General features: G+C 63.4%; 29 protein-coding genes. 17 read left to right on the top strand and 12 right to left on the bottom strand.

What is annotated here, in order from left to right; translation table 11 throughout:
• Nucleotides 1–11: 11 nt before the first annotated feature.
• Nucleotides 12–329, bottom strand: coding sequence for a YnfA family protein (locus tag CDV44_RS03080; protein WP_058377750.1), 318 nt, complete (start codon nt 327–329; stop codon nt 12–14).
• Nucleotides 330–443: 114 nt separating this feature from the next.
• Here CDV44_RS03080 and CDV44_RS03075 point away from each other — a divergent pair, with 114 nt between their 5' ends.
• Nucleotides 444–647: a SlyX family protein gene (locus tag CDV44_RS03075; RefSeq protein ID WP_058380156.1), complete on the top strand. Its 204-nt coding sequence runs from the start codon at nt 444–446 to the stop codon at nt 645–647.
• A 169-nt stretch (nt 648–816) separates the two neighbouring features.
• On the top strand, nt 817–1,422 hold the full coding sequence (locus CDV44_RS03070; protein WP_087686626.1) for a DUF1439 domain-containing protein: 606 nt from the start codon (nt 817–819) through the stop codon (nt 1,420–1,422).
• Nucleotides 1,423–1,591: 169 nt separating this feature from the next.
• Here CDV44_RS03070 and CDV44_RS03065 read toward each other — a convergent pair whose 3' ends face one another.
• The 3 genes from CDV44_RS03065 to CDV44_RS03055 form a co-directional block, all read right to left on the bottom strand.
• A complete protein-coding gene (locus CDV44_RS03065; protein WP_058377748.1) occupies nt 1,592–2,017 on the bottom strand; it encodes an organic hydroperoxide resistance protein in 426 nt (141 codons plus the stop codon).
• Between the two features lie 203 nt (nt 2,018–2,220).
• A complete protein-coding gene (locus tag CDV44_RS03060) occupies nt 2,221–2,805 on the bottom strand; it encodes a TetR/AcrR family transcriptional regulator (RefSeq protein WP_087686625.1) in 585 nt (194 codons plus the stop codon).
• 188 nt (nt 2,806–2,993) lie between these two features.
• On the bottom strand, nt 2,994–5,231 hold the full coding sequence (locus tag CDV44_RS03055; RefSeq protein ID WP_087686624.1) for a TonB-dependent siderophore receptor: 2,238 nt from the start codon (nt 5,229–5,231) through the stop codon (nt 2,994–2,996).
• Nucleotides 5,232–5,573: 342 nt separating this feature from the next.
• On the opposite strand from CDV44_RS03055, the gene CDV44_RS03050 reads away from it, so the two are divergent.
• Together CDV44_RS03050 and CDV44_RS03045 are read left to right on the top strand one after the other, a co-directional pair.
• Nucleotides 5,574–6,053, top strand: coding sequence for an Lrp/AsnC family transcriptional regulator (locus CDV44_RS03050; protein ID WP_058377746.1), 480 nt, complete (start codon nt 5,574–5,576; stop codon nt 6,051–6,053).
• A complete protein-coding gene (locus CDV44_RS03045; RefSeq protein WP_087686623.1) occupies nt 6,046–6,957 on the top strand; it encodes a DMT family transporter in 912 nt (303 codons plus the stop codon). The genes CDV44_RS03050 and CDV44_RS03045 overlap by 8 nt, the downstream gene beginning before the upstream one ends.
• 54 nt (nt 6,958–7,011) lie before the next feature.
• Here the strand turns inward: CDV44_RS03045 and CDV44_RS03040 are convergent, their stop codons facing one another.
• Nucleotides 7,012–7,770 carry an SDR family NAD(P)-dependent oxidoreductase gene (locus CDV44_RS03040; protein WP_087686622.1) on the bottom strand — a complete coding sequence of 253 codons (759 nt, stop codon included), beginning with the start codon at nt 7,768–7,770 and terminating at the stop codon, nt 7,012–7,014.
• Nucleotides 7,771–7,931: 161 nt separating this feature from the next.
• On the opposite strand from CDV44_RS03040, the gene CDV44_RS03035 reads away from it, so the two are divergent.
• Complete coding sequence (locus CDV44_RS03035; RefSeq protein ID WP_087686621.1) at nt 7,932–8,846, top strand: LysR family transcriptional regulator; 915 nt, start codon at nt 7,932–7,934, stop codon at nt 8,844–8,846.
• Nucleotides 8,847–8,931: 85 nt separating this feature from the next.
• On the opposite strand, the gene CDV44_RS03030 is transcribed toward CDV44_RS03035, so the two are convergent.
• Nucleotides 8,932–9,585: a TetR/AcrR family transcriptional regulator gene (locus CDV44_RS03030; RefSeq protein ID WP_087686620.1), complete on the bottom strand. Its 654-nt coding sequence runs from the start codon at nt 9,583–9,585 to the stop codon at nt 8,932–8,934.
• A gap of 224 nt (nt 9,586–9,809) precedes the next feature.
• On the opposite strand from CDV44_RS03030, the gene CDV44_RS03025 reads away from it, so the two are divergent.
• The 4 genes from CDV44_RS03025 (at nt 9,810) to CDV44_RS03010 (ending at nt 12,611) form a co-directional block, all read left to right on the top strand.
• Nucleotides 9,810–10,232 carry a nuclear transport factor 2 family protein gene (locus tag CDV44_RS03025; protein ID WP_087686619.1) on the top strand — a complete coding sequence of 141 codons (423 nt, stop codon included), beginning with the start codon at nt 9,810–9,812 and terminating at the stop codon, nt 10,230–10,232.
• A 94-nt stretch (nt 10,233–10,326) separates the two neighbouring features.
• Nucleotides 10,327–10,755 (top strand): VOC family protein, encoded by a 429-nt coding sequence (locus tag CDV44_RS03020; protein WP_087686618.1) that lies wholly within the window; start codon nt 10,327–10,329, stop codon nt 10,753–10,755.
• 156 nt (nt 10,756–10,911) lie between these two features.
• Entirely contained in the window at nt 10,912–11,841 is a 930-nt protein-coding gene (locus CDV44_RS03015) for an ABC transporter ATP-binding protein (RefSeq protein ID WP_058377739.1), read from the top strand.
• A gap of 8 nt (nt 11,842–11,849) precedes the next feature.
• Nucleotides 11,850–12,611, top strand: coding sequence for an ABC transporter permease (locus CDV44_RS03010; protein WP_058377738.1), 762 nt, complete (start codon nt 11,850–11,852; stop codon nt 12,609–12,611).
• 12 nt (nt 12,612–12,623) lie between these two features.
• On the opposite strand, the gene CDV44_RS03005 is transcribed toward CDV44_RS03010, so the two are convergent.
• Nucleotides 12,624–13,238 (bottom strand): glutathione S-transferase family protein, encoded by a 615-nt coding sequence (locus tag CDV44_RS03005; RefSeq protein ID WP_087686617.1) that lies wholly within the window; start codon nt 13,236–13,238, stop codon nt 12,624–12,626.
• Between the two features lie 248 nt (nt 13,239–13,486).
• On the opposite strand from CDV44_RS03005, the gene CDV44_RS03000 reads away from it, so the two are divergent.
• Both CDV44_RS03000 and CDV44_RS02995 read left to right on the top strand, forming a co-directional pair.
• Nucleotides 13,487–14,176, top strand: coding sequence for a type 1 glutamine amidotransferase domain-containing protein (locus tag CDV44_RS03000; protein ID WP_058377736.1), 690 nt, complete (start codon nt 13,487–13,489; stop codon nt 14,174–14,176).
• Nucleotides 14,173–14,754, top strand: a complete 582-nt coding sequence (locus tag CDV44_RS02995; RefSeq protein ID WP_087686616.1) for a GNAT family N-acetyltransferase — start codon at nt 14,173–14,175, stop codon at nt 14,752–14,754. The genes CDV44_RS03000 and CDV44_RS02995 overlap by 4 nt, the downstream gene beginning before the upstream one ends.
• Before the next feature lie 23 nt (nt 14,755–14,777).
• Here CDV44_RS02995 and CDV44_RS02990 read toward each other — a convergent pair whose 3' ends face one another.
• Nucleotides 14,778–15,299, bottom strand: a complete 522-nt coding sequence (locus CDV44_RS02990) for a DUF1993 family protein (RefSeq protein WP_087686615.1) — start codon at nt 15,297–15,299, stop codon at nt 14,778–14,780.
• A 176-nt stretch (nt 15,300–15,475) separates the two neighbouring features.
• Between CDV44_RS02990 and CDV44_RS02985 the strand changes: the two genes are divergently transcribed.
• On the top strand, nt 15,476–16,213 hold the full coding sequence (locus tag CDV44_RS02985; protein ID WP_087686614.1) for a hypothetical protein: 738 nt from the start codon (nt 15,476–15,478) through the stop codon (nt 16,211–16,213).
• 49 nt (nt 16,214–16,262) lie between these two features.
• Here the strand turns inward: CDV44_RS02985 and CDV44_RS02980 are convergent, their stop codons facing one another.
• Together CDV44_RS02980 and CDV44_RS02975 are read right to left on the bottom strand one after the other, a co-directional pair.
• A complete protein-coding gene (locus CDV44_RS02980; RefSeq protein WP_249277386.1) occupies nt 16,263–16,808 on the bottom strand; it encodes a nitrogen fixation protein NifQ in 546 nt (181 codons plus the stop codon).
• 40 nt (nt 16,809–16,848) lie between these two features.
• Complete coding sequence (locus tag CDV44_RS02975) at nt 16,849–17,274, bottom strand: molybdopterin-binding protein (RefSeq protein ID WP_087686612.1); 426 nt, start codon at nt 17,272–17,274, stop codon at nt 16,849–16,851.
• 197 nt (nt 17,275–17,471) lie between these two features.
• Between CDV44_RS02975 and CDV44_RS02970 the strand changes: the two genes are divergently transcribed.
• The 4 genes from CDV44_RS02970 to CDV44_RS02955 all read left to right on the top strand — a co-directional run bounded on the left by CDV44_RS02970 (nt 17,472) and on the right by CDV44_RS02955 (nt 20,386).
• The gene (locus CDV44_RS02970) at nt 17,472–18,206 is read left to right on the top strand and encodes a YoaK family protein (RefSeq protein ID WP_084656061.1); all 735 of its coding nucleotides are present in this window, start codon (nt 17,472–17,474) and stop codon (nt 18,204–18,206) included.
• A 101-nt stretch (nt 18,207–18,307) separates the two neighbouring features.
• Nucleotides 18,308–19,069 (top strand): 3-oxoacyl-ACP reductase, encoded by a 762-nt coding sequence (locus tag CDV44_RS02965; protein WP_087686611.1) that lies wholly within the window; start codon nt 18,308–18,310, stop codon nt 19,067–19,069.
• Nucleotides 19,070–19,276: 207 nt separating this feature from the next.
• Nucleotides 19,277–19,747, top strand: coding sequence for a hypothetical protein (locus tag CDV44_RS02960; protein ID WP_087687184.1), 471 nt, complete (start codon nt 19,277–19,279; stop codon nt 19,745–19,747).
• Between the two features lie 276 nt (nt 19,748–20,023).
• Entirely contained in the window at nt 20,024–20,386 is a 363-nt protein-coding gene (locus CDV44_RS02955; RefSeq protein WP_087686610.1) for a hypothetical protein, read from the top strand.
• On the opposite strand, the gene CDV44_RS02950 is transcribed toward CDV44_RS02955, so the two are convergent.
• Together CDV44_RS02950 and CDV44_RS02945 are read right to left on the bottom strand one after the other, a co-directional pair.
• Nucleotides 20,314–21,231 (bottom strand): ATP-binding protein, encoded by a 918-nt coding sequence (locus CDV44_RS02950; RefSeq protein WP_249277420.1) that lies wholly within the window; start codon nt 21,229–21,231, stop codon nt 20,314–20,316. The two genes, CDV44_RS02955 and CDV44_RS02950, sit on opposite strands and share 73 nt — an antisense overlap.
• 266 nt (nt 21,232–21,497) lie before the next feature.
• Nucleotides 21,498–22,421: a DMT family transporter gene (locus CDV44_RS02945; protein ID WP_087686609.1), complete on the bottom strand. Its 924-nt coding sequence runs from the start codon at nt 22,419–22,421 to the stop codon at nt 21,498–21,500.
• Nucleotides 22,422–22,525: 104 nt separating this feature from the next.
• Here CDV44_RS02945 and CDV44_RS02940 point away from each other — a divergent pair, with 104 nt between their 5' ends.
• Nucleotides 22,526–23,302, top strand: a complete 777-nt coding sequence (locus CDV44_RS02940; protein WP_249277385.1) for a helix-turn-helix transcriptional regulator — start codon at nt 22,526–22,528, stop codon at nt 23,300–23,302.
• The last annotated feature ends 9 nt before the right edge of the window (nt 23,303–23,311 follow it).

Raw genomic sequence — 23,311 nt, 5'->3', positions numbered from 1 at the left:
ATTACGCAGATTCAGCGCGGCTGAAACGCAATCAGGCCCATGCCCAGCAGCGCCACCGCCACGCCGGCCAGATCCCACGGGGTTGGGCGCATGCCGTCGACGGCCCACAACCAGACGATGGCGACCGTGATGTATACGCCGCCATACGCCGCATACACACGCCCGGCAGCCGCCGGATGCAACGTGAGCAACCACGCGAACAATGCGAGCGCCAGCGCGCCGGGGACCAGCAGCCATGCACTGCGATCCTGTCGAAGCCACAGCCACGGCAGATAACAGCCCACGATTTCCGCCACGGCCGTGACGACATAAAGCAGAAAGGTTTTCATGGTGCGATTATGCCCAGAACCCCTGCCACGTCCGCCAAAGGCCTACATCGTGTGCGTCAATGCACCGGTTGATGGCCTACAATGCCGCGTTCACCGGAGAAGGTCATGGAATCATTGGAATCGCGCATCGTCGAACTCGAAGTCAAGACGGCGTTTCAGGAAGACCTGATCGAGACGCTCAACGAGATCGTCACGCGTCAGGAGCGGCAGATCGATCTGCTGCAAAAGCAGTTCAGCGCGCTGTACCAGCAAATGCTGTCGCAGGGACAGGGCGGCAACGACAGCAATCCGCGTCACGAAATCCCCCCGCACTATTGATGGCATCCGGCAGGCAGCGCGCCCGTTCCGAACGAATCGGCGTTGGCGCAGTCCCAGCACCATCGACGGTTTGCGCACGGACCTCCCGTGCGATTACGTCTCCCGAGGCCTCCCGGCCCATCGCGATATGACTTCACGCCGTAGCTTGCCCCGCATTTCCACGGCCGATATGGCCCACGTCACCGACGAGCGCGCCGCGCCCTCACGCCGCGACCTGCTGCGTCTCGCCGCTGCCGGTGCGCTGGGTCTCGTGCTCGTGCCGGTCGTACGTCCGGCACGCGCCGCGTACAACATCTGGACGGGGGAATACACGATGACGCGTCAGGAAATCGAGAGCGCAGTCGACAAGCGCTTCCCGACGACGCTGCGTTACGGCCAGTTGCTCTCTGTGGAGTTGGCGCATCCGCAACTCGGATTCAATCCGCAGGCCAATCGCGTGAACACGCAGGTCGACGCGCAGGTGGCCAACGTGTTGATCGGCGGGCAACCGCTCAAAGGCGTGATCGCCATGTCGAGCGCGCTCAAATACGATCCGGTCAAACGGGCGGTCGTGCTCGACAATCCGAGCGTCGAGCGCGTGGATGTCGACGGCATGCCCCCCGCCTATGGACAGCAACTGAGCGCCGTGGGCGGCACCGTCGCGCAACAAGTGCTCAACCAATACGCGATCTACACCTTCAAGCCGGAACAACTGCGCTACGGCGGACGCGATGTCGAACCCGGCGCGATCACCGTGCTGCCCGACGGCATCAAGGTGGAGGTCAAGACGAAGTAGCCGAAGTGGTCGAAGCGGCGCGATGCGCGACGCGATCTGCAAAATGAAAAAGGGCTGAGTTGCCGTATGGCACTCAGCCCTTTTTGCATCGCTGCCGATGCTTCAGCCTCAATGAATCGACGTCAAAGCATCAACTTCGGCGAATCGGCGAATCGGCGCAGCGTCCTGCTCAGACCACCGTCAGCGTCACGTCGATATTGCCGCGCGTCGCGTTCGAGTACGGGCACACGATGTGGGCCTTTTGCACCAGCGCTTCGACCACGGCGCGATCCAGTCCCGGCACGCTGATCTTCAGTTCGGCCTGAATGCCGAAGCCCGTCGGGATCTGGCCGATGCCGACGCTGCCGTCGATCTTCGTTTCCGCCGGCAGTGCGACCTTTTCCTTGCCGGCGACAAACTTCAGCGCGCCCAGGAAGCAAGCCGAGTAACCGGCGGCGAACAGTTGTTCCGGATTGGTGCCGCCCACGCCCGGGCCGCCCATTTCCTTGGGCACTACCAACTTCACATCAAGCACACCGTCCGACGAAACGGCGCGGCCGTCACGGCCCCCGGTGGCGGTGGCATGAGCGGTGTACAGCACTTTTTCGATCGACATGACGAACTCCTGGTAAGTGGAAAAACGATCTTAATGCACCTGCCTGACGATAACCGTGACGCTAACCGATTTCCTGCGTCCCGTTTGTCTGGCTTTAGACAACAACCTCACATTTATTTATCTACTCATAGATAGACAAATGAACTCAAATAAACGGGAGTCTCGCTCCCGTGTTCCTTCAAATCTGCCGTGCGCTCACGCGCTCATGCGATCGCGCACACCGACGTCACTACATCCCCGAGCCGCGACGGCGACCGGAAGAGTCGCGATGCCATCACGCTGCCCTGAAACCCGGCGAACAGCGCTCGTGCCGCCGCTTCCGGCGAGGACGTCAGCTTCAGCGATCCATCTGCGACGCCCTCCGCCAGCACACGTGCCAGCCAAGCCTCGTGGTACGCGAAGAACTTCTGCACCGCTTCGCGCACCGGCTCGGGCAGCGTTTCAATGTCTGCCGCGAGCATGCCGCACAGGCAGATGCGGTGGCCGTCGGCGGCGATACGTCCGAACGCTTCGGCGTACAGCAACAGCTTCTGTGCCGCAGGCAATGCCTCATCGATACTCGCCAGCCCCGCACTGATCGCCTCGTCATAAGCCTTCACGGCTTCGAGCACCAGATCTTCCTTGGCGGGGAAGTAGTAATGGATGCTCGACGTCTTCACACCGACCCGCTCCGACAGATCCCGATAGCTGAAGCCGTTGTAGCCTCGCGTCATCAGAAACGTCTGCGCTTGCTCCAGCAGCTGTTCCCTGACGGTGGGGGTTCCCGGCGATGTCGTTGTGCGATTCATGTAGCGAAGTTTATCTACTGGTAGATAGATAAGCAAGGTGTTTTTCAGCCGATGTCGATTGTTTCTTTCAATCGGAACGATAGCGATGTGTGCCAACACCTCCGCGCCCCAAAGAAAACAGCGGCCCGAAAGCCGCTGTCTGGTCTTGCTGGCCTTACCCACCGGGCCACGGGTGCCCGGCGCGTCAATCAGAAATCGATCTTGGCGTTCAGGCTCACCATGCGCGGGTCGGCCGGCTTGATGTAGTTGTCGTACTGATATTCCCAGTACTTGCGGTTCGTCAGGTTGCTGACGGCTGCGCGCAGCGTCACGTCCTTGCCGGCGACACGCGTGCGGTACGTCGCGCCGATGTTGATCAGCGTGTAGCCCGACACTGTGAGCGAGTTCGCCGGGTTCAGCACCGTGCGGCCGTTGTAGCGGATATCGCCGCCCACCGACAGGCCCGGCACATACGGAATCTTGTAGTCGATGTTCCCAGACAGCACGAAGCGCGGTGCACCGCCCACGCGATTGCCGTCGAAGCCGTTCGTACGCGAGTACCAGCTATCGAGCGCCATGGCGCTGGCACCCAGCGTCCATTGCGTGCCCAGCTTCACCGAGCCGGCCATTTCGATCCCCTGATAGATCGACTGCCCGTCCGACACCCGCACGTTGCTGCCATCCGTGTACACGGCACCGCGCTCGATGCGGAACAGCGCCGCCGTTGCGCTCCAGTTCGACTGCTCCGTCTTCACGCCCACTTCGTACTGACGGCTCTTCACCGGATTGAGCACCGCACCCGCGTTTGCGTACTGCACGGCGACCACTTCGCCCGCTTCCAGCGCCTCGACGTAGCTCGCATAAGCCGTGGTATTCGGCGTGAGCTTGTACATCACCGCGATGGTCGGCGTGACCACGCCGTTCTTCGAGTATGTCGACACGCCCTGCGCGTTCGTCTGGTTGTAGTTCGTGAAGCGGACACCGGCGAGTACCGACCAGCGATCGGTGAGCTGCACCGTGTCCGAGGCGAAGGCCGAGCGTTGCTCGATGGCGCTGGAGCGTTGCGCCTGAAGCGGCGTGCCGTTGCCGTAATACTGATACGACGTGCCCTGATACAGATTGCCCAGATAGGTCGGGCTGTAGACGTAGGCGTAGTCGTTCGTCTGGTACTGCGAGGCGATGCCGAACGTCAGTTGATGGGCAAACGGGCCCGTGCGCAACTTGCCTTCGGCCGTGATCTGCCAGGCGCGGAACATGTTCGTCTCCGAGCCCAGATCGTTCTGCCCGCTGAAGTCGCCGGCACCGTTCAGCAGATACAGCGTCGCTTCGTTACGGTCGCGCGTCGACTTGTTGAACGCGTAGTTCGCCGACACCTTCCAGTCCGGATTAATCTGATATTGCAGACCCGTCGTATAGAACTGCGTGATCGTGTTCAGGTGCGTGGCCTGCGTTTGCAGGTTCGACGTCGACGCGTTGATCGGGCCCGGCAGTTGATTGCCCGTGAAGCTGTATGTTGAGAGCGACGGCGACGTGCCCGTTGCGCGGCGGTCCTGATACATCGCGCCGAAATTCCATGTCAGGTCCCGCGTGATGCGGGCGTCGAGCGCGACCGACACCGTATCGCGATTCAGATTGCCGTCCGTGTAAGTGCGGCCCTCTTCGTGCGTGTAATTCAGGCGAGCGCCGAACATATCGTCCGGCCCGGCGCGCCCGCCCAGATCGATGTGTTCGCGCCAGATACCTTCCGAGTGGAAGCCCACATCCACGCTGGCGATGCGCTCGTCGGTGGGCTTCTTCGTCACATAGTTGATCACGCCGCCCGGCGCCACAAAGCCGTACATGAAGCCCGACAGGCCCTTGAGCAATTCCACGCGATCGAACTGTTCGTAGGGCATGGTCACGCCGTAGGTCATCACCGGCAGGCCATCGAGCTTGAAGCCGTATTGCCAGTCGATCGGCATGCCACGCACATAGACGTAACCGGCCCATGCGTCGAACGCGTTGCTGCCGTCGGTGACCGAGGCGTCGGTCGAGAACACGTCCCCGAGTTTGGCCGGTTGCCGTTGTTCGAGTTGTTCCTGACTCACCACCGTGGTCGAGAACGGCGTATCGAGCTGGCTGCGCGAGCCGAGCGCGCCGTTCGACACCGACTGCTTCAGGTTTTGCGGCGTTTCGCGCAGTACCGAGCTGGTCACGGTCGTGGCTTTGAGGGTGGCCTGCGCGGCGGTCGCGTCGTTGGCCGACGCCGCCGTAGCGGCTGTCGTGGCAGGCGCCGTCGTGACTGCGGGCGTCTGGGCACCCGTGTCGGCCGACTGGGCCAGCGCCGGGGCGCTCACACCCAATGCCAGCATGGCGGCGAGCGTAATCGGCGTGAACGGAACGAACTGGGTGCCGGAAATACGGCGGCCGGCCGCCCGGCGTGCACGTGAGGCGTAATCGAAAGACATGGCAAAAATCCCGGGTGACAGAAGCAAAAAGCCTTTTGCTAATTTTTCGTAATGAGAATCGTTAACGTTCTCATTTGTGACGCGGGATGTTAGCAGACTGTCACGCATCGTCAACAAACGTTGAGCCGTGCGGGGAGAAACAACACCCAAATACAACATTCACAACATTCCAAATCCTTACAGCGCGGGGAGACATTCGGCGTGTGAGCCGCGGGGACTGAGGGGGCGTCGATACCCGCGCGAAATGCGCGATAAATACGCTAGTATTGCGGCACTGTCGCCTACCGGGCGGCCAATTGACTGGAACGCCGGTCCTTATCAGGGGCCGCAGCGCATTGTGGTATGGAACTCGACGCTATTGATTTGAAGATTCTGCGGGAGCTGCAAGCCGACGCCCGCCTCACCAACGTGGAACTCGCCTCGCGCGTGAACCTCTCGCCCTCGCCTTGCCTGGCGCGGGTGAAAGCGCTCGAAACGGCGGGTTACATCCGGCAGCGCGTGACGTTGCTCGACCCGGCACGTCTCGGGTTGCACATCAACGTGTTCATTCACGTCACGCTGGAGAACCAGCATCGCGACGGCCTCGACGCCTTCGAAGCCGCCGTGACCGCCCTGCCCAACGTGATGGAGTGTTACCTGATGTCGGGTGACGCCGACTATCTGCTGCGCGTGATGGTGGCCGACATGAGCGCCTACGAAACGTTGATCACCGATCGCATCTCGCGCATCCCCGGTATTCGCAACATCCGCTCCAGCTTCGCGCTCAAGCAGGTGCTTTACACGACTGCCGTGCCGGTGCCCGACGCGTCCGGCGATGCCTGAGGGCACGTCGCACTTCGGTCAACAACTTGCCTTGCACACGGCCGCGATGCTCTTTGGCGCGTCGGCGTTGTTCGGCGAGCATATTGCGGCATCGAGCACGATGATCGTGTTCGGGCGCGGCCTGTTCTCGTGGCTGGCACTCACCGTCATCGCAGTAGCGGGACTCGCTGGCTTGCGCAGTGCTGCGCGGCTCTCGGGCGGCGCGCCATGGCAGGGTCTCGCGCCCTCGTCGGCCGTGCGCCTGCTCATCGCGGGCGTCCTGCTTGCCGTGCATTGGCTGGCCTTCTTTCTTGCCATCAAGGAAGGCGGGGTCGCCGTCGGCACCCTCGGTTTTGCGTGCTTCCCGGCGTTCGTCATCCTGCTCGAATGGCCATTGCGCCGTGAGCGCCCGACGCTTGGCGACGCGGGTGTCATCGCGCTGGTGTGCATCGGGCTTGCGCTTGTCACGCCGCAATTCGACTGGCAGGCTAACGCCACCATCGGTCTCGCGTGGGGCGTGCTCTCCGGTGCGATCTACGCCGTGATTGCGCTCTCGAATCGGGTGCTTGGCGCGCAGGCGTCGCCGTTGCAGGCCAGTTGGTGGCAGTGCCTCGCCATCGTGATCGTGCTCGCGCCCTTCGTCGGCCGCGAAGCGCTCGACCTGCCTGCGTCGCAATGGGGCTGGCTCGCGTGCCTTGGCATCGTATGCACGGCGCTCGCCTACACCCTGTTCATCCACGCGTTGCGCACCGTGAAGGCGAGTCAGGCGGCCGTCGTCATTGCGCTGGAACCGGTGTATGCGATTGCGTTTGCATGGGTGCTGTTCGGCACCTCGCCCACGCTCAAGATGCTCGTGGGCGGCGCGTGCATCGTCGGGGCCGTTGCATGGTCCGGCTGGATGCGCGGGCGTCGCGGCGCCCACTGAGGCCACGCGTAAAAACAGGGGCCGAAGCCCCTGTGTGACACAACCGCTAGCCGCTCAGACGAACATGCCGCCCGAGGCTTCGATGCGTTGGGCGTTGATCCAGCCCGTTTCATCGGCCAGCAGCGCCGCCACCATGCCGCCGATATCCTCGGCTTCGCCCACGCGGCCGAGGGCCGTGTTCGCAGCGACCATCTGATTCACGCCCGCGTTGTCACGCACTGTGCCACCGTTGAAGTCCGTGGCAATCGCCCCCGGTGCAACCGTGTTGGCGCGAATGCCCCGCGCGCCCAACTCTTTCGCGAGATAGCGCGAGAACACCTCGATGCCGCCCTTCATGATCGCGTAGGCCGATGCCCCCGGCAGCGAGAAGCGCGCCAGACCGCTCGACACATTCAGAATGCGCCCGCCATCGGCAATCAACGGCAGCAGCGTCTGCGTGAGGAAATACGGCCCCTTCAGGTGAATGCGCACGAGGTCGTCGAACTGCGCTTCGGTGGTTTCGGCGAACGGTGCGTGCAGCCCCGTGCCGGCGTTGTTCACGAGGAAGTCGAACGTGTCGCGCTTCCAGACTTCCTTGAGCACACGCTTCACCTCGGCGGCGAACGGTGCGAACTGCGCGCTATCGGCGACGTCGAGCGGCAAAGCGACGGCATTGGCACCGAGCTTGCCGATCTCGGTGACGACCGCGTCGGCGTCGGCGCGCTGGCTGCGATAAGTCACGATGACGTCGATACCGCGACGGGCGGCGGCCAGTGCCGAAGCGCGGCCCAGACCGCGGCTGCCACCGGTGATGAGAACGATCTTGCGGGTCATGGTGTAACTCCTGAGTTCGAGCGCTGCATGCGGTAGGTGCTGACGGCGCCTCGGTATCAACATCCTATTGCAACGAATTCCGCCAATAAACCCGATGAATTTGATTAAACTGATCAAATTCCGATAACAATCGACCGGCACGTTTGCCGGATACTCCCGCCATGCATCAACTCGACGCCATGCGCATCTTCGTCCGGGTGACGGAGACCGGCAGTTTCACGCAGGCCGCCGACAGTCTGGGACTGCCGCGCGCCAGCGTGTCCAACGCCATCAAGCAACTCGAAACCAAACTGGGCACGCGCCTCCTCCACCGGACCACCCGGCGCGTGCAACTCACGCAGGACGGTCAGGCGTGTCTGGAGCGCTGCAAGGACCTGCTCGCCGATATGGAAGAGTGGGAAACGATGTTCGTGGCGCGCGACGAAGCGCTCACGGGGCGGCTGCGTGTGGACTTGCCTGCGACGATCGCGCGCACGGTCGTGATTCCGCAGCTCCCGGCGTTTCTGGCGTTGCATCCGGCGCTGCGCGTGGAGCTGTCGAGCACCGACCGGCGCGTCGATCTCGTGCGAGAGGGGTTTGATTGCGTGCTGCGGATCGGCACCAACGCCGATTCGACACTGATCGCACGCCCGCTAGGGTCGCTGCGTCAGGTGAACGTCGCCAGTGCCGCATATCTGAAGCGCTATGGCGAGCCCAAATCGCTCGAAGACCTGCATGAGCATCGGTTGATTCACTACACGACCACGCTCGGCACGCGCCCCATCGGCTGGGAGTATTTCGATGGTGAGCGTTACGCTCAGTGGCCAATGGACGGCGTGCTGACCGTGAACAACACCGATGCCTATCAATCGGCCTGTCTCGCGGGACTGGGGCTGATTCAAGCACCGGAAACCGGCGTGCGCACGCATCTGGCAGAAGGCACGCTGCGGGAAGTGATGCCCGGCTTTCAGGCCGAGCCGCTGGCAGTGACGTTGCTTTACGCCAACCGCCGCCACCTGCCCCGCCGCGCGCAAGCCTTCATGAACTGGCTCGCCGATTTGCTCACGCCGAAGCTGACGGCAACCGAGGGCAAATAGGCACAACCGGCACACCAGCACATCAGCCGGCACATCAGCCGGCACATCAGCCAGCACGTTATCCCGCGCCGGATGCCGCCATGCATTACAGCCCCTGCTCCACCATCGCCACGAGCCGGTAGCCGAGCGCATCGACTTGTTCGTCCGGCAGATCCCGCAGCGGGCCGTCGATCACCAGCACCGACAAGCCGTGCACGGCGGCCCAGGCCAGATATTCCGCGCCGGGCCGCTGCGACGGCGCAATGATCCCCGCCGCCAGCATCCGGTCGAGCGCCGCGCCGAGCAACTGGAACGGGTTCAACCCGCTCGCGCCCGCCTTCTCAGGATCGGCCGGCCCGCGCACATTCTCCGAACTCGCAAACGCCGTGCGAAACAACCCCGGATGCTGCCGGGCGTAATGCAGATAGCCAATCCCTACCGCCCGCAACCCCGCACGCGCAAGTGCCACCGCATCGTCCTGCGGCATCGCGTCGAGGGTGGCAAGTTCCTGCTCGATCGCGATGGCCAATTCGGCCAGTGCGGCTGAGCGCACGGCATCCAGTAAATCCTGCCGGTTGGCAAAGTGCCGATACGCCGCGTTGGGAACCACCCCGGCCCGGCGGGTGGCTTCACGTAGGATCACGGCGTCCGGTCCACCATCGCGCGCAAGCGCAATCCCCGCCTCCAGCAAGGCCCGGTGCAGGTCCCCGTGACGGTAAGTCGTGCGCACCGGCCCCGCTGTTGTGTCTTCTTCTGTCATTGCAACTCCTTGTGGACAGTGTCCATTATGTCTGCTATTGTTTGTGTACACTGTCCACAAAGGCAAGTTGCGGTGCGCAAAATGGCGTTATTTGCACTCACCGGGACGGTCGACGCAGGCGTTATTCCCCTCGCTCTCATGCCGCGCCCGCGTTCATTTCAATCGTTTCGTTTCGTCGCCGTTGCAGTCCCCCCGAAGTCACACGCTTTGCATCAGGAGGCACTATGGTTGAGACGTATCCCGCACACGGCGACGAAGCCGCCATTCGTGCGATCAATGCGGCATGGCTCGACGCCGTGCGCTACAAGAAGGTCGGCACACTGTTCGCGCATTACGACCCCGAAGTCGTGTTGTTCGACGTGATGCCGCCCGCCGAGCATCGCGGTATCGAGGCATACCGTGAGTTGCTCGAGAGTTGGTTCAGCCATGCGGTTGGACCGATTCATTTCGAAGTGGCGCAGTGGCAGCTCACGCTCGCCGGTGAACTGGCGTTCAGTCACAGCGTGAACACTGTGCGTAATACGAGCCCGGACGGCCAGTCGCGTGGCGCCACCGTGCGTGCCACCGTCTGCTATCGCAAGACCGAGGGCCGTTGGCGTGTCGTGCACGAGCATGCGTCGGTGCCGATGGCGATGGCACCGTGTTGAGTTGTCACCGTTGATTCATCTTGTTTGACCGTATCAGGGGCCGTCGCCTGCGGGTATCAGCCCCCCATCCCCAGAAGAGATCGAGGAGCATTCCATGCAAGTTCATTCCTATTTGTTTTTCGAAGGCCGTTGCGAAGAAGCGCTGGAGTTCTACAAGAAGGCGCTGGGTGCCAAGCCCGGCATGATGATGCGTTACAGCGACAGCCCGGAATCGTGTCCGGAAGGCATGCTGCCGCCGGGCAGCGAGAGCAAGATCATGCACGGCGAAATGACCATCGGCGAAACGATGGTGATGGTGTCCGACGGCCGCGTGAGCGGTAAGCCGAATTTCGGCGGCTTCTCGTTGTCGGTCGACTTCACCGAAAGCAAAGACGCCGAAAAGGCTTTCAACGCACTGGCCGACGGCGGCGAGATCGGCATGCCGCTCGGACCGACCTTCTTCGCCATCACGTTCGGCATGGTCAAGGACCGCTTCGGCATGAACTGGATGGTCATCGTGCCGCGCGAGATGCCGAAGGCCTGACGTACGAAAGCACGCCGCAGGCAGGGTATCGGCCCGCCCCCTCAAGGGCGGGTCCACGGGCATCGGGCTGGCAACGGCCCGATGCCCGCGTTTTCATTGGGCACAGCCGTCGCCCCTCGCCAACAGATTACGCAAGCCTGTGCTATCGTCGCCGCCATGCCTCCAGTGATCTCAATCCAAAATCTGTCGAAGACGTACGCATCGGGCTTCCAGGCGCTCAAGAACATCAACCTGGATATCCACCGCGGCGAGATCTTCGCACTGCTCGGCCCCAACGGCGCCGGCAAGACAACCCTCATCAGCACCATTTGCGGCATCGTGCGGCCCACCTCGGGCACGGTCACGGTCGACGGTCACGACATCGTCACCGACTACCGTGCTGCGCGCGAAGCCATCGGTCTCGTGCCGCAGGAGCTGACCACCGACGCGTTCGAATCGGTGTGGGCCACGGTCTCTTTTTCGCGCGGCCTGTTCGGCAAGCCCGCGAATCCGGCGCACATCGAAAAGGTGCTGCGCTCGCTCTCGCTCTGGGAGAAAAAGGACAACCGTCTCATGCAGCTCTCGGGCGGCATGAAGCGGCGTGTGCTGATCGCCAAAGCGCTCTCGCACGAACCGCGTGTGCTGTTCCTCGACGAACCCACCGCCGGTGTCGACGTCGAGTTGCGCCGCGACATGTGGCGGCTGGTGCAGTCACTGCGCGAGACTGGCGTGACCGTCATTCTCACCACGCACTACATCGAAGAAGCCGAAGAAATGGCGGACCGTGTGGGCATCATCACCGGCGGCGAAATCACGCTGGTGCAAGAGAAGACCGAACTGATGCGACGCCTCGGCAGCAAGCACCTGACGCTGCAACTGAGCGAACCGCTCTCGGCCGTGCCCGATGCGCTGGGCGGCTACGGCCTCACGATCGGACAGGAAGGCAACGAACTGGTCTTCTCCTACGATGCCAACATCGAACAGACGACCATCGCCGCCCTGTTGCGCGATCTGGAACGCGCCGGCATCGCCGTGAAGGATCTGAATACGACGCAAAGCTCGCTCGAAGACATCTTCGTCTCGCTCGTGCACAAAAAAGAAGGATGAGCCGCGCCATGAATTTTTACGCCGTGAAGGCGATTTACAACTTCGAGATGGCGCGCACGCGACGCACGCTGATGCAAAGCATCATCTCGCCCGTGATTTCGACGTCGCTGTATTTTGTGGTGTTCGGCGCGGCCATCGGCTCGCGCATTCCGGAGATCGAGGGCGTGCCGTACGGCGCGTTCATCGTGCCCGGCCTGATCATGCTCTCGCTGCTCACGCAGAGTGTGTCGAACGCCTCGTTCGGGATCTACTTTCCACGCTTTACCGGCACCATCTACGAGTTGCTCTCGGCGCCGGTGTCGTACATGGAGATCGTGCTCGCCTATGTCGGGGCGGCGGCGACCAAGTCGGTCATTCTGGGCGTGATCATGCTCGGCACTGCGGCGCTGTTCGTGCCGCTGCGCATCGAGCATCCGTTCTGGATGATTCTGTTTCTGGTACTCACCGCGATCACGTTCAGCCTGCTCGGCTTCATCCTCGGCATCTGGGCAGACGGCTTCGAGAAACTGCAACTCGTGCCGCTGCTCATCATCACGCCGCTCACGTTCCTCGGCGGCAGCTTCTACTCGACGCACATCCTGCCGCCGTTCTGGCGCACGGTGACGCTGTTCAACCCGGTGGTGTATCTGATCAGCGGGTTCCGGTGGAGCTTTTACGGGCTGGCCGACGTCAGCGTCGGCGTGAGCCTCGGCATGACGCTGGTGTTCCTCGCGGTGTTCGTCGCCGTGATCGCGTGGATGTTCAAGACGGGCTACCGTCTCAAGAACTGACGTCCGTTATCTTCAGATCGGAGGGGTCTCGCGAAACGCGGGCATCCCCTCGGCCTGCGCGGAGAACCGGGCCACTTCCGGAAACTCCGCGCTGAAATCGACCTCCGGCAAGAGCAACTGGTGAAAGCGCCACGCCACGGCGATCGTCACGCCATGCTCGCCGATCGCGTCCGGCGTTGCCAGAATCGGCACCTGCGCCAGCTCCACCTCCAGCCCACGAAACGCCGCACGCACCTGCGTGCGCACACGATCCGTCCAAGGCTCGTGCCGCTTCTCAAGCGGACGCAGTTCGCGCTCGTACACCAATTGCACCGACTTTTCGCAAGCCGCCAGCGCCAGTCCCGTCAGGCGCAAGGCGCGCAGCCGCTCTGCCGGGTCGACCGGAATCAAGCGCTGTTCGGCATCGACCAGTGATTCGAGGTATTGCAGAATCAGCGTCGAATCCATCAGCACTGTGCCGTCGTCAGTGATCAGCGTCGGGGCCTTCACCACCGGGTTGATCGCGGCAAAGGCGTCGAACGTGCTGAACACCGACAGCGAGCGATGCTCGTACGGCAGGCCAAGCAGCTTCAGGCAGATGGCCGTGCGGCGTACGTACGGGGAATCCAGCATTCCAATCAATTGCATGTCTCGCTCCAGTGGGCTTCGGGCGTGGCCCGCATCCGCACAAGCATAGCGGACGCGCCGCGGCCCGCAAATCGAATTCCTTTGCGGCTTTCTGCCAATTCCGCTCACAAGCCGCGCTGGTGAGCGTCATCCGCCCATTGAAGTCAGTCACATGACCGGGAACATGTAACGCCACAACCTGTCGCCTGCGAGTGAACGCTATGGCAGGTAAAATGATTCGCACGGCTGACTCGACAGGGAGACGTTTCATGAACATCCTGATGGTTCTGACCTCGCACGACCGCTTGGGCGACACGGGCAAGAAGACCGGCTTCTGGCTCGAAGAATTCGCCGCGCCCTATTACGTCTTCATCGACGAAGGGCTAGCGGTCACGCTCGCCTCACCGGCCGGCGGGCAACCGCCGCTCGATCCGAAGAGCGACGAGCCCGACGCACAAACCGACGCCACGCGCCGGTTTCGCGAAGACCCCGACGCGCAGAAGGCCCTCGCCACCACGCTGCGGCTGGCCGACGTCAAGCAGGACGACTACGACGCGGTGTTCTATCCCGGCGGCCACGGCCCGCTGTGGGATCTCGCGCAAGACCCGAATTCCATCCGTCTGATCGAAGCCTTCGAGCGCGCCGGCAAGCCCATCGGCTTTGTCTGCCACGCGCCCGGGGTGTTGTTGAAAGTGCGCGACGCCAATGGCGAACCGCTCGTGCGCGGGCGTCACGTGACGGGCTTCTCCAACGATGAAGAGGCAGCCGTCGGGCTGACCGACATCGTGCCGTTCCTCGTGGAAACCGAACTCGCGAAGCTGGGCGGGCTGTACGAAAAGGCCGACAACTGGCAATCGCACGTCGTCGGCGACGGCCGCCTCGTGACCGGCCAGAACCCCGCCTCTTCCGAAGAAGCGGCCCGCACGGTGCTCGCCATGATGGAGCCGCGTCTGCCATGAGTCCTCCCGCCCGCCCGACGATGGCGAAAACGACGGCCGCGGCCGCCGCCGCAGACGTCGACGTACGGCGTCTGGTGCCGGCCGACGCCCTCGCCTTTCAGGCGCTGCGTCTCGCCGGCTTGCAGGCGCACCCGGAAGCGTTCGGTTCCAGCTATGAAGTCGAGAAAGACTGGCCGATCGAGCGCGTGCGCGAGTGGCTGGAGGTGCGCCCGGACGTGGGTGTCTTCGGGGCGTTCGATCGCCAAGGCAGCGACGAACGTCTGGTGGGCGTGCTCGGGCTTGGGCGGCAGAAGGCCAGCAAGTTCGCGCACGTGGGCTTTCTGTGGGGGATGTACGTACAGGCGGACAGCGTCGGGCGCGGCATCGGCCGGGCGCTGATCGAATCGGCGGTGGCGCTCGCGCGCTCCCAACCCGGCCTGCGCCATCTGACGCTGCAAGTGAGTGCGACCAACCGGGCGGCGATCGCACTCTATCAATCATTCGGATTTGTCGAAATCGGCCGTGAGCCCGATGCCATGCGCATCGGCAACACGTATCAGGACGAGTTACGCATGTACCTGCCGATTTCGACGCACTGACCGCCGACGACGGCGGTTCAGGGTCAGATCTTTTCCATTTCGTACGGACCGAGGTAGTCCGTCTTCCCGACGGCCACGCCTTGCGCGCGCAAAATGTCGTGCGTCGTCGTCACGTGGAAATAGAAGTTCGGCAAGCCGAATTTCAGCAGGTAATCCACGCCGTCCATCGTCGTCTGGTAGGCCTTGAACTTCAAGGTGATCTCACGCGACTCCGCCCCTTCGAAACGGTCTTCGAGCACACCGGCGATAAACGCTTCGGTGTTGGCGATGCGATCGCGCAGTTGATCGAACGTCGTTTCGTTATCTTCGAATTTCGGCGATTCCACACCTGTAAGTCGTGATACGGCAAACTTTGCCGTATCGCTGACACGCTGCACCTGAGCGGTGAAATCGAGCATGTCCGGCGCCAGTTTCGCTTTGAGAATCGTCTCGGGATCGAGCGCCTTTTCTTCACAGTGCGCACGCGCTTTCTTGATGTAGTCGGCCATGACCGTCAGGCCGCGCAGGTAGACGGGAACGGTGGCGCGATAGAGGGAAATCGACATGGTGAAACTCCTTCCGGGGGCAGGGACGTCGGCGCAGCGGGCACTGCACCGTGCAAACGCACATGCTAGCAGCGCGCGGAAATTCTCGCCGCGCACCGGTCCGGCTGATCGATTTGTGAAATCCCGATACAGCCCGCGCACATCACACTCCTTGCTGCCCCCAAGAGGAGCCTGTCATGTCGACCGCCATCACCACCGCTGCCACGTGCTTCGGCAACCCCGACTACCGCACGCTGGATGCTGCGCAAATACGGCTCTGCGTGAGCGCCAAGTACGAAAGGGATGTCACGAGCCTGTGGGGGCGAATCAAGGACTACTTTCTGGGCACGTGCAAGGAAGATGCCAAGGTGACCCTGTTCCGGCTGGCGCATGCCGAGACCGGCGCAGACCAGTTCGAAGCGTTCCGGCGGCTCACTGACCTTGTGGCGCCCTCACGCGACGATCTGCTCACCTGGCACGTCTCCGAGAAGCCGTCCTGTGCCTTTCAGATCGGTGACTTCACGCTGCCGGCCAAACAGGACTGGATGAGCTTCGCCCAATTCGGCGACCCGGGACTGACGCTGGAAGATAAAGCCCGTCTGCTCCTGCTAATGCGCTACAACGGGCAGCAGGTCGTCACGCATTTCCATGAATTCGGTGTGGGGGCGATGCTCGATAGAAATGCCGATTCCGTGCTCCATGCGCAGAGCGTGTTTCTCGCGAATGCCCCGGAACTTTGCCATGCGCTGGCCGTTCTCGGACTGCATCGCAACGACGAGCACGGTAATTTTGCCGACGACCTCAACCAGACCGTCGAGCGCGTGCTCGACAGAACGGTCAACGATGGCAATGCCACAGCGCGGGCAGGACGCAACGCCGAGAATCTGTCGATTCTAATGACGCATCTGATACCGCCAACAGCGGTAGCGGCGTAGCGAAGCGGCGCGACCGGAACGCCCTACACAACTGAAGGCGCGACGCGCCCTAGCGCTGCCGCAGATGCGCGTAGCACTCGCCGTAGGCTTCACAACCGGGGCAGCCCGGCGCAGGCGCAGGCGCGCGGCCGTACGCGCTGGCGCAGGCTTCCGCGAGAAACCGCTTCCAGCGCAGATTCAGCGTGTTTTCCGCCGCGAGTGCCGGGAAGAAATGGGTGAGAAGTGCGGTGACATCGTCGCGCCCCGACAAGCCCAGATCACGCCAAAGGTGATCGGGACGCAGACAGGCCGTGGCGAGAATCGTCGCCATATCGGCGGCATCGGTCGGGTGGAGAATCGGGTCGGCACGGCGGCGCAGCATTTCGCGCATTTCCACCACGAACGTGGCGTGGGCGGCCCAGGCGGGCGTCGGCAGATCCGCCACCAGCGCCCGCCACTCGGCAGGCACGGGGGCGAAATGGCGTCGCAGCAATTCCGCGAATGCGGCCCCCGACAGCCCGAGCCGGGCAGCCCGTTCGGGCGTCGCGTTCGGGAGGAACAACGCGGCGAAGATCGCGCCTTCAGGGCGCGCGTGCGAAGGTTGCAAAGGCGTCAACGATGTCTCCATCGTCATGCAGCAGGTTCGGCAGGTTCGTTCAGGCAACCGCCACGATCACGCTCGATGCCTTGACCAGTGCAGCGGCTTCACGACCGGCTTGCAGGCCGAGGCGCTTGGCGCTTTCGTTCGTGACGATGGCCGCGATCACCGCGCCGTTGTCGGCCTTGATCTCGACTTCGCTGTTCACTGCGCCGGTTTCCACGCGCGACACCTTGCCGGTGATGACGTTGCGCGTCGACACCTTGCTCGCGTCAGCGTCGACCATCACGATGACCGACGACGCCTTGATCAGCGCCACGGCCTCGCTGCCTTCTTTCAGACCGAGGTTCACGGTGCTCTCGTGCGTAATCACAGCGACAATTTCCTGACCCGCTTCGGTGCGCAGCGTCACTTCGTCATTGACGGCACCGCGTTGCAGGGCGACGACCTTGCCGGTGAACTGGTTGCGTGCGCTGGTCTTCATCAGGAATCTCCATTCATTCAGTGGTTCGGACAATACGTGACACAGCACGTGTCATGCTGCGTGCCCCGCAGTGGGTTGAAGTATAGCGGGTCGACCTGAAGGTGACATCCAACTTGCGGTGATATGCTTCATCAGCACCCGCCATGCCGACGTACGCACCGCAACTGCACCGTCCCGCCTTGCGAACAGGAGTCCTCATGGGAACGCCCCGCCACATCCCCACGCCGACGCAAGCCGCGTCATTCGCCCGCCTATGTGTCACGCATTTCGCGAAGCCGACCAACATCGGGATGACACTGGCCTTTGTCGCCGGCTATATCGACGTGGTGGGTTTTATCGCGCTGTTCGGCCTGTTCACGGCCCATGTCACCGGCAACTTCGTGATGATCGGCGTGCAGCTCGTGGCGAGCACCCATGTCGGCGTGCTTGCGAAATTGCTCGCGTTGCCGGTGTTTGTCGCGGTGGTCGCGATGGTGAAGCTGGCGGTGCAGGGCTTTTCGCGCGCCGGGCGCCGCCCGTTGCGCCTGCTGCTGGCCACGCAGACGCTGCTGTTGCTGGGTTTCATGATCGTGGGGATGATCGCGCGCCCCATCGTCTCGGCCGATGCCCCGCTGGCCATTCTGGCGGGCATGTTCGGCGTCGCCGCGCTGGCGATTCAAAACGCGATCGGACGACTGCTGCTGGCCGACCTCGCCCCCACGACGATCATGACGGGCAACACCACGCAGATCGTCATCGACATGGTGGAACTGGCGAGCGGCAACTCGGGCGACGACAAGGCCGCACGTACTCGCCTGAAGAAGATGATTCCGGCATTGGCGGCATTTGCCGTGGGCGCGGTTTTCGGCGGCTTCGCGTATCACTGGACGAGTTTCTGGTGCGTGTTGTTGCCCGTGGTGCTGCTGAGTGCGCTGGCCGCAGCGAATGAGTGACCTGCCTCGGGCACAAGACACCCCGTAGAACGCGCGATAATGGCACCCGGTGCGCACGACGCGCATCAGAACATCACAAGCACACGACAAGGAACATCGGAATGAAGCTGGAATCGCAGTGGGTGCTCGTCACGGGCGGCGCCCGCGGTTTGGGTGCAGCCATCACGCGCGCCGTGGCGCGCGAGGGCGCGGGGGTGATCATCAACTATCTGCGCAGCGATGCCGCCGCGCGTACGCTGGCCGAATCGATCGGTCCGCGCGCGATTGCCTTGCAAGCCGATGTGACCGACGAGAAAGCCGTCGCCCGGCTCTTCGCCGAAGCCCGTGAGCGCACCGGCGCACCGATCGTCTCGGTCGTGAACAATGCCCTGGCAGACTTCCGCTTCGACGGCGACGCGCGCCCGCAACTGGCCGATATCTCGTGGTCGCGCTTCACGCAACAGTTCGAAGGCGCCGTCAAAGGCGCGCTCAACACCATGCAGGCCGCATTGCCCGGCATGCGCGAAGCCGGCTTCGGACGCATCGTGAACGTGGGCACCAACCTGTTCCAGAACCCGGTGGTGCCGTACCACGACTACACGGCCGCCAAGGCCGCACTGCTGGCACTGACACGCACGGCGGCCAACGATCTCGGCCCCGACGGCATCACGGTGAACATGGTCTCCGGCGGCTTGCTGCGCGTGACCGATGCGAGCGCCGCCACGCCGGAAGCCGTGTTCGACCTCATCGCGAGCCTCACGCCGCTGCGCCGTGTCACGACACCCGACGAGTTCGCCGACGCCGTGCTGTATTTCCTCTCGCCGTGGGCGCGCGCGGTGACGGGGCAGAATTTGATCGTGGACGGGGGCTTGGTGAAGGGCTGACAAGGCTAAACCTCGGGGCTAAAGCTCACGGCTGACCTTCGGGACTGAACTTCGGCTCCGAGCCCCGTCAACTACGGCCGCGTCCGCGCTTTCGCCGGACGCGGTAAAATTGCGCACTTCGCCTTTCTCCCTCCCGACCCGACCGTGACTGCAACACCCGCCAACACCGCTTCGAACGCCCCTGAGACCCCTGCCGACGCTGACCTCATCGACAACGATGGCGTCATCCACGAGGCACGTCTGTGGTGCGACGACGGCTGGACGGCCAAGGTGATCAAGAACGAGGAAGACGACGGTTGGGCCGTCGCGATGTACAAGGACGGCGAGTCCGAACCCGCCCTTGTCGGCCCGTGGACCATGGGCCGCGACAAGAAGAATCCGAAACCGCTCGACGTGAATGCCTTCAATACGCTGGTGAAGACCGCCGCCGAAGTGCTGCGCCGTCACGAGCAGCAACTGCGCGCACAAATGCACAAGCGGGTGAGCGTCGACGGCCCCGATGGCGACATCGAGGTCACGCTCGACATCGTGCCCGACGAGTACGATCCGTACGCGACCCTCAGCGCCATCGACCGCTTCGGTGAAACCATCGCCTCGGTGAAAGTGCCGCCGAACTTCAAGCTCTCGCGCAACAGTGCCCAGGCTTGGGTCGCCAACGACTTTCAGCGGCCCCAGTAAGCGCCCGCTCACGGCCTGCGGCCGTCTATCCGGCGCCCATCAAGCGGCGTCGCACTCCCCGGCAACATCACCGGACACGAGACCAGCACTCCCCCGAACCTTACGGCTTGGCAGCCCGTTACCATCGGTACCGGGATAACGCGCCGTCTGGCTAGCCGCGCCAGCCTCTCCTACGATCTATGACAACGACCGCCGAGACGGTAAGCGAGTGATCGCTCGCGTCGCATCCGTCGCATCCGTCGCACGCGTCGTTCGTCATTGAAAAAGGGAGACCCCATGAAACGCTTTCACATCGCGCTCGCCGTGCGCGATCTCGACCAGTCCATCGAAGATTACTCGGCTCGGCTCGGCCAACCGCCCTCGGCCGTCGTGCCCGGTGCCTACGCCATGTGGCGTACCGACTTGCTCAACTTCTCGATCAACGAGTCACCCTCGCGGGCAGGGGAGTTGCGCCATGTCGGCTTCGAAGACGATGCCGCGCCGGAATACAGCAGCAGCACCGATTGCAACGGCCTGCTCTGGGAGGCGTTTTCCGCCGCCGAGCAAGACCGTCGCATAGTGAGCACTTACGGGGTGGCGGTCGGCGGGACGTCTGATTTGGCCGCGTCCAGCGACGCCGCGAAGCGCCGCCCCGCGTAGTCGCGGGCAAACTGCGCGGCGATACGCCCGGAGCGAGCACCCCGGGTGAGTGCCCACTGCAATGCAGCGTCTCGGGCTTCGGCGATCTGTGCATCGTCGAAGCCCTGATGCCCGAGCCAAAGGGCCACGGCCGCCAGATACTCGTCTTGCGAGAAGCCGTAGAACGTCAGCCACAGACCGAAGCGCTCCGAGAGCGAGATCTTCTCTTCCACCGCGTCGCCCGGATGCAGCTCGCCGTTCGCGCCCGCGTGCGTGTCTAGGTTGTCGCTGGCGGACTCCGGCACGAGATGCCGGCGATTCGATGTGGCATACACCAGCACGTTCGCCGCACCGCCAGACACCGAACCATCAAGCGCCGTCTTCAGGCCCTTGTAGCTCGACTCACCCGGCTCGAACGACAGATCGTCGCAGAACAACACGAAGCGCTCGGGGCGCGCACGCAGCAAGCCCACGATATGCGGCAGATCGTCGAGATCGGCCTTGTCCACTTCGACCAGCCGCAGGCCCAACGGCGCGAACTGGTACAAGCACGCTTTGACCAGCGACGACTTGCCCGTGCCACGCGCGCCGGTGAGCAGCACGTTGTTGGCGGGATGCCCGGCGACGAACTGCGCCGTATTGCGCTCGATGACTTCGCGCTGACGCGTCACGTTGCGCAAATCGTCGAACGAGATCAGTTGCGGATCGGTCACGGGTACCAGCCTTGCGCCGCCCTGCCCGCCCTGTCCTCCACGCGAGCCGCGCCAGTGAAAGGCCACCGAGGCGGCCCAGTCGACCATCGACGGCTTGTCGCCGGTCAGCCACTGTTCAACCAGCGCCGTGAGGCGATCCAGCCGGGCACACAACGGGGCAAGCGCGTCATGGCCCCCGACATTGCCGGGTACGCTGCCCGGTGTCGTTCCTGAGGTCGCTCCTGAGTGGATGGATGGCGATGCCTGCGCTGCCGACGCCCGCGCCACGGGCGAGGTGCCCCCCGGCCCCTGCTGCCCGCTGTACAACGGCGCGTCCGTCGAAGCGCGGTCGCCCGTGCCCTGTTCCGGCACGGCGTCATGACCGTTGGCCGGCGTGGTTCCTCTCTCCCGATGTGCCGTTGATTTCCATGCTGTGCTTGTCATGCCGGCACCTCATCCGAATCCGATGCATCGTCCCCGCCGAAGCCCGGCAACGGACGCTTCCAGCGCTGCGCAATCGCCACGCCCACCAGCGCCACGCCGCCGCCAAGAATATGGAAGGTATGCAATTGCTCGCCGAGCATCAGCACAGCCAGCACTGCCGTCATCACCGGCAACACGTTGATGAACATGCTGCAACGATTGGGGCCGAGATGGCGAATGCCCTGAATCCACAGAATCGGCAACAGAATCGACGCACCGAGCCCCGCGTACAACACCAGCGGCACGGTCGCCACATTGAGTTGCGCCTGCCCGGCGGGCACCAGCGCGACCATCGGAATCATCGTGATCAATGCCGCGCACGCCTGCACATACGCCGACTGTGTCGACGGCAACGCAACGTGCCAGCGGCGCAGCAATACGCTGTACAGCCCGTAAGACGCCGAGGCGATCAGCATCAGCACGTCGCCCAAGTGAATACCGCCGTCGAGCAGCGTGGCCGGATGGCCCCGCCCGATCAGGTACACGAGCCCCGCAAGCGAGAGCAAACCGCCGACGAGCATGCCGAGGGTCGGCGGCTCGCGCAGCAGCGCCACACTCCAAAGCAACGTCAGCAGCGGTGCGAGCGCCGTCACGATGGCCATGTTCGTTGCCGTGGTGCTATGCGCCGCGAGATACGACAGGCTCTGATAGAACGACATGCTCAGAAAGCCGAGGAAACCGAGCTTCGCCAACTGCGGGCGCACATGCGACCAGTTGCGCATCAGCGGCCGAATGACGAAAGGTGTCAAGACCGCGACGGCCAGCACTAGCCGATAGAACGTAATCGCCGATGGCGCGATCGCGCTGGCAGAGAGTTTCGAGACGATGACGTTGCCGGCCCACAACAGCATGGCGCCCAACGGATACAGGATGTACCCCATGACGATTCCCACAGAAGTCAGAAAAAGGAAGGTCCATCGTCGGCGATAACCTTTTGGGTGTCTCACGCTAAAATAACCAAACCTATCTCAAAAAAGACATCGTCATGGCGCCGACGGATCTGATTTCGACCGATCACCTTCGCTTCGAACGCACCCCCATGCCGATGGCTGCGATGGCGGTCGATTACGGCCACAACACGTTCATCGCATCGCACCGGCACCGGCGCGCGCAACTGCTCTATGCCATTGAAGGGGTGATGATCGTCGCGGCGCCGTCCGGGCGCTGGGTGGTGCCGCCCACGCGCGGCGTGTGGCTGGCTGCCGGGCTCGAACACACGGTGCAGATGAGCGGCAACGTGAAGATGCGCACGGTGTTTGTCGAACCCGACGCCGCCAAGCTGCCCCAAGCGAGCTGCGTGGTGGATATCTCGCCACTGGTACGCGAACTGATACTGGCCGCCATCGCCATTCCGCTCGACTACGCGCCAGACTCACGCGACGCCCGGCTCATGCGGCTGTTGCTGGACGAATTGACCGCCCTGCCCGTGCTGCCGCTCTATCTGCCGTGGCCACGCGACGCGCGGCTCGCCCGCGTGTGCGACCGGCTGGTGCAGACACCGGCCGACGCCGCCACACTCGACGACTGGGCACGCGAAGTGAGCCTGTCGGCCAAGACCTTCCAGCGGCGTTTTGCGGCGGAGACGGGAATCACGTTCGGGCGTTGGCGTCAGCAGGCACGCTTGCTACAGGCGCTCGAAGCGCTCGCGCATGGCGAGAAGATCGTCAACGTGGCGCTCGATCACGGCTATGCTAGTCAAAGCGCGTTTGCCGCGATGTTCAAGCGGCACTTCGGCGTGCCGCCGTCGGCGTTTTATCGTTGATCGTTTACG

Source organism: Pandoraea sp. PE-S2R-1 (genome assembly GCF_002179865.1).
GTDB lineage: Bacteria > Pseudomonadota > Gammaproteobacteria > Burkholderiales > Burkholderiaceae > Pandoraea.
Note: the sequence above shows the minus strand (reverse complement) of the source record. Positions and strands in the feature narration are given on the sequence as shown.

Excerpts from the sequence above, each read along its gene's own strand:
- CDV44_RS03080 (WP_058377750.1), bottom strand. The coding sequence starts at position 329 with ATGAAAACCTTTCTGCTTTATGTCGTCACGGCCGTGGCGGAAATCGTG.
- CDV44_RS03070 (WP_087686626.1), top strand. The coding sequence starts at position 817 with ATGGCCCACGTCACCGACGAGCGCGCCGCGCCCTCACGCCGCGACCTG.
- CDV44_RS03065 (WP_058377748.1), bottom strand. The coding sequence starts at position 2,017 with ATGTCGATCGAAAAAGTGCTGTACACCGCTCATGCCACCGCCACCGGG.
- CDV44_RS03060 (WP_087686625.1), bottom strand. The coding sequence starts at position 2,805 with ATGAATCGCACAACGACATCGCCGGGAACCCCCACCGTCAGGGAACAG.
- CDV44_RS03055 (WP_087686624.1), bottom strand. The coding sequence starts at position 5,231 with ATGTCTTTCGATTACGCCTCACGTGCACGCCGGGCGGCCGGCCGCCGT.
- CDV44_RS03050 (WP_058377746.1), top strand. The coding sequence starts at position 5,574 with ATGGAACTCGACGCTATTGATTTGAAGATTCTGCGGGAGCTGCAAGCC.
- CDV44_RS03045 (WP_087686623.1), top strand. The coding sequence starts at position 6,046 with ATGCCTGAGGGCACGTCGCACTTCGGTCAACAACTTGCCTTGCACACG.
- CDV44_RS03040 (WP_087686622.1), bottom strand. The coding sequence starts at position 7,770 with ATGACCCGCAAGATCGTTCTCATCACCGGTGGCAGCCGCGGTCTGGGC.
- CDV44_RS03035 (WP_087686621.1), top strand. The coding sequence starts at position 7,932 with ATGCATCAACTCGACGCCATGCGCATCTTCGTCCGGGTGACGGAGACC.
- CDV44_RS03030 (WP_087686620.1), bottom strand. The coding sequence starts at position 9,585 with ATGACAGAAGAAGACACAACAGCGGGGCCGGTGCGCACGACTTACCGT.
- CDV44_RS03025 (WP_087686619.1), top strand. The coding sequence starts at position 9,810 with ATGGTTGAGACGTATCCCGCACACGGCGACGAAGCCGCCATTCGTGCG.
- CDV44_RS03020 (WP_087686618.1), top strand. The coding sequence starts at position 10,327 with ATGCAAGTTCATTCCTATTTGTTTTTCGAAGGCCGTTGCGAAGAAGCG.
- CDV44_RS03015 (WP_058377739.1), top strand. The coding sequence starts at position 10,912 with ATGCCTCCAGTGATCTCAATCCAAAATCTGTCGAAGACGTACGCATCG.
- CDV44_RS03010 (WP_058377738.1), top strand. The coding sequence starts at position 11,850 with ATGAATTTTTACGCCGTGAAGGCGATTTACAACTTCGAGATGGCGCGC.
- CDV44_RS03005 (WP_087686617.1), bottom strand. The coding sequence starts at position 13,238 with ATGCAATTGATTGGAATGCTGGATTCCCCGTACGTACGCCGCACGGCC.
- CDV44_RS03000 (WP_058377736.1), top strand. The coding sequence starts at position 13,487 with ATGAACATCCTGATGGTTCTGACCTCGCACGACCGCTTGGGCGACACG.
- CDV44_RS02995 (WP_087686616.1), top strand. The coding sequence starts at position 14,173 with ATGAGTCCTCCCGCCCGCCCGACGATGGCGAAAACGACGGCCGCGGCC.
- CDV44_RS02990 (WP_087686615.1), bottom strand. The coding sequence starts at position 15,299 with ATGTCGATTTCCCTCTATCGCGCCACCGTTCCCGTCTACCTGCGCGGC.
- CDV44_RS02985 (WP_087686614.1), top strand. The coding sequence starts at position 15,476 with ATGTCGACCGCCATCACCACCGCTGCCACGTGCTTCGGCAACCCCGAC.
- CDV44_RS02975 (WP_087686612.1), bottom strand. The coding sequence starts at position 17,274 with ATGAAGACCAGCGCACGCAACCAGTTCACCGGCAAGGTCGTCGCCCTG.
- CDV44_RS02970 (WP_084656061.1), top strand. The coding sequence starts at position 17,472 with ATGGGAACGCCCCGCCACATCCCCACGCCGACGCAAGCCGCGTCATTC.
- CDV44_RS02965 (WP_087686611.1), top strand. The coding sequence starts at position 18,308 with ATGAAGCTGGAATCGCAGTGGGTGCTCGTCACGGGCGGCGCCCGCGGT.
- CDV44_RS02955 (WP_087686610.1), top strand. The coding sequence starts at position 20,024 with ATGAAACGCTTTCACATCGCGCTCGCCGTGCGCGATCTCGACCAGTCC.
- CDV44_RS02945 (WP_087686609.1), bottom strand. The coding sequence starts at position 22,421 with ATGGGGTACATCCTGTATCCGTTGGGCGCCATGCTGTTGTGGGCCGGC.
- CDV44_RS02940 (WP_249277385.1), top strand. The coding sequence starts at position 22,526 with ATGGCGCCGACGGATCTGATTTCGACCGATCACCTTCGCTTCGAACGC.